The 3,719-nt window shown below is 43.9% G+C and carries 4 protein-coding genes; all 4 read left to right on the top strand.

Annotated elements, in window-relative coordinates:
- Nucleotides 1-653, top strand: a 653-nt coding sequence (locus A3SI_RS16165) for a GLPGLI family protein (protein ID WP_009057588.1), incomplete at its 5' end; no start/stop codon positions are given.
- Nucleotides 654-672: 19 nt separating this feature from the next.
- Nucleotides 673-1,203 carry a carboxypeptidase-like regulatory domain-containing protein gene (locus tag A3SI_RS16160; protein ID WP_009057587.1) on the top strand — a complete coding sequence of 177 codons (531 nt, stop codon included), beginning with the start codon at nucleotides 673-675 and terminating at the stop codon, nucleotides 1,201-1,203.
- Nucleotides 1,200-3,389, top strand: coding sequence for a TonB-dependent receptor (locus A3SI_RS16155; RefSeq protein WP_009057586.1), 2,190 nt, complete (start codon nucleotides 1,200-1,202; stop codon nucleotides 3,387-3,389). Before A3SI_RS16160 ends, A3SI_RS16155 begins: the two co-directional genes overlap by 4 nt.
- A 78-nt stretch (nucleotides 3,390-3,467) precedes the next feature.
- Nucleotides 3,468-3,719: hypothetical protein (locus A3SI_RS16150; RefSeq protein ID WP_009057583.1), on the top strand; the 252-nt coding region annotated here is incomplete at its 3' end.

The raw sequence follows: 3,719 nt of genomic DNA, 5'->3' as shown, positions 1-3,719 counted from the left end.
TTACCGCATGCGCTTTGCCTGAGTTCTTTCCTTATGTCAGGGCACACAGACTTTACAGGGTACTTAATATAGTACGGGAGCACTCATTWAATGACCAAGATGAGATATTTCTCTTTATCTCCGATAACCTATCTGAGTTCTTTTTTCCGATAGAAGCGCGAACTTGGGTGACACCCCAAGGATTTCAGGCTGAAAGGTACCATTTCTACTACTCTATGTTTTTTAAAGAGGACGGTTCGCGTCATGTCGTCAGAACATTAGAGGATGGCACGCGCCTTAATGCTACTTATACCCCCAAACCCATGCCTTGGCAATTAACAAACGAAACAAAAGAAATCTTAGGATACTCGTGTCAAAAGGCAATTTTACCCAATGAGTTTGGGTTTGCAGATCAAGAAAAAGGGGACATCATTGCATGGTTCACACCAGAAATTGAAGCGCAGCTTGGTCCTAATGAATATACGGGTTTACCCGGTTTAATTTTAGAAATTTCGTATACTATAAACTCAGGATATAGAACACTCGTCACTGAAATCAAGGAGGTGGACAGGGAGGTCAGCTTACCTGAAGACATGGGTTTTGCTGTTTCGGAAGAAGCCATTTGGAAAGACTGGAGCAGGAGAGAAATTAGACAGTTGAAGAAGGGGATGTAGGTGCTAAGATAGCAAGGGAATGAAAACATGGTCTAAGTCCTTTTGGGGATGGTTACTCGGCATCTCTTTCCTCATGATTTCGCATGCAGAAGCGCAGGTAGTTATCCAAGGAACTGTTACGGATGAGGAGACTGGAGCGCCCCTGCGATCAGTGAGCGTCTCGGTGACTAATTATACGGATGAGGTGATCCTCGCTTTTACGAATACAAATGCAGACGGGCAGTTTCAACTTACGGTACCTGAGGAATTGGAGTTTTTTACGCTGGCTTTCCGGAAAATGGGTTATCAGCCTTTAAAGAGAGATTTGCTACTTGCTGAAGTGGAGCGTAAAGAATTAACCCTGGACTTCCAACTATCGCCCGCAGCTCTAGAGCTAGAAGAGGTAGTGGTAGAAAGTAGGAGGCCGCCGATTATTGTTAAATCCGACACTATCCTCTTTGATATTCAGCACTATGAGCGGCGTGATGATCAAAATTTAGAAGATATTCTCAAGCGAATTCCCGGCTTTAAAGTGCAGGCGGGGGTGAGCTGGAGTATAATGGGCGCATGATTCAAAAAGTACTGATTAACGGTCGAGAAACATCAAATGCTGGTGCTGCCCTCATCACACGTACGCTAAGTGCTGAACAAATAGCACAAGTGGAAATTCGAAAAAGGGAGCAGTCGGATAAAATCAAGAACTCTTTATTAGATACGAATGATTTTATGGTGCTTGATATTACCCTCAAAGATGAATATACAAATAGACCTTTCGGTAAGCTGAGAGGGACACTAGGCCTGCAAGATCAGTTAGAGCCCGGATTCTTCAGTAATAATATGTTTGTAGGGGAACAAGTCTCTTTTCATGCTTTTCTAGAGCATGATCGGTTAGGAAACGAAGAGATTTCGTTAATGAGCGTGCGTAATATAGGTAATGAAGCTTTAGCGCAGCTGACAGCACTCCCAGCCGATTTTCAAGATTTTAAATCAGGGAGTGGCTTTCAACGGGAGCTCTTTGGCTTCGAAGATTTTATACGGAAAGAAAGAACCATCGGCGGTGTGACGTCTAAAATTGAGCTTTCGGATAACAGTTCGGTTTTTATCGGTAGCTATAATGTCATGGGGATAGGCGAAAATGCTAGGGAGCTCCAACAGATTTTCTTTGACGAGCAGCCTTCTTCATCCCTACAACTCCGAAACCGCTCGGATTTCGTAACAAGTAAAAACAAAGTAGAGTATCGATTCGATACAGACCGAGTGAAGTTCGTTTCAGACGTTAATTTTGTCTTTCAGGATGCACTAAATCGAACACATGCACTAGAGGCCATAACAGACCATGCCTACACCTTTACTGCCGACACCAGACAGTCAGAGTTTTACAGTAATAATCGGCTGGAGTACTTCTTAGTCCCGAAGAAATGGGCTTTATCCGCCAAACTGGGTGTAGCCTCCATTCATGCTGACCAGTCTTTTCGATCGCAGCATAACGACCTGCTGCTGAGACGTGCGCAAGGGTTTCAAATACCAACAGATCAAACGGATTTAGTGCAAGAGGTAGCGCTGCGGGACAGGTTTTTTTTCGGCTCCTTAGAACTTTATCGAAAACTTGCTTATGGGAATTTGACCGGAGGTATGGAGTTTAAGCGGCAGGAGCTGCAAATGAGCAAACAGGCTTTCGATGGGGATTCTTCTAACGGTGGCGAGTTGCTGCCTAATTCTTTATTTAATCTGGCGCCCACTACACTCGGCTATCAGGTCTTCCGGCCCTACCTGCGCCACCAGTATCGCTTTAGTAATGCGCTGACGTTTACGAATAAATTGCGGTATGCATGGTATCAACTGCCCGAATCACCAACTATTGTAGGTGACAGGGGGGCGTTTGAAGTCTATTCTATGTTGGATTTTAGTGGAGATATCGTTGATTTTACCTTAACCTATCAGCAAAGCTTCGAAATGTTTCCATTAAAGAAAGTTATCGGCGGACATGACCTGTTAGGATTTCGTAGTGTAGGGATACCTGCTCAGCGGATTATGGAACCCCAAATGCAAGAGGTGGCGGAGTTTAATATTTCCTTTCCGATTCCGTTCATTGGCGCTCAATCCATGCTGGCGGCGTTGGCGGGAAGAGCGTTTAATGGAAATTTTGTCAGTTTAGACGCTACCCCTGTCGTACAGACCGTGTATGATCAGCTGGAGTCTTCTTATTTCCTTACAGAGCTGCAGCTTGAGCGTCCACTTCTTCAGGATCGCATGCTGCTCTCACAGGTTAATAGTTTTTTTATCAACAGACAAGAGAATGCCTTTTCCTTGGAGGATAACTTCTTTATCGACTTTAATTATTTTGCGAGTGAGCTGAACCTAAAGTTTACGCCAGCCAAGTCGAAGGTGGCCTTTGACTTTATCAATAAGTTCTCTAGACTGGATTTACTGTCAGAGCTTAGTCCACAGACGACGGATCAAACCATGTTTTCCACTTTTGCTAACTTGAAATATGTGCCTTCAAAAGGCAATTGGACAGCTGGACCCTACGTCAGAAGAGTTTGGTTCCTATCTGGGGCTGAGGGTACTTTTACGGATGTGGGAGGTCAGTTTTTCATCTCCACAGCCGATAAAAAATGGGTCTTTAGGCTGATCGGGTATAATTTGCTGAATAATAGGGAGTTTGTTAGGCAGCAAGCCCTACCCGTGTTCTTTGAAATAGAAAATGAAAGGGTCTTCAGCCGATTCGTTAAGCTCGAAGTGGAATACCGATTCTAAAAGTTCCTTTCGAACCCCCGATAGCATCCGATGCCTATAGACTAATACGATAGACAGCTTTTACAAAACGATACTACCATGAAAACAACTTTCTTTACCGCAGCGCTTTGCCTGATTCTTTCCTTAGTGCAGGCACAGCAGACTTTACAGGTTACTTATATGACGGGAGCTCCTCATTTAAATGACCAAGATGAGATATTTCTCTTTATCTCCGATAACCTATCTGAGTTCTTTTTTTCCGATAGAAGCGCGAACTTGGGTGACACCCCAAGATTTCAGGCTGAAAGGTACCTTTCTACTACTTCTATGTTTTTAAAGAGACGTTTGCGT

Origin of the sequence: Nitritalea halalkaliphila LW7, assembly GCF_000265075.1 — a bacterium.
Lineage (GTDB): Bacteria > Bacteroidota > Bacteroidia > Cytophagales > Cyclobacteriaceae > Nitritalea > Nitritalea halalkaliphila.
The sequence above is the reverse complement of the archived record's forward strand: the minus strand, read 5'-3'. Positions and strand labels throughout refer to the sequence as shown.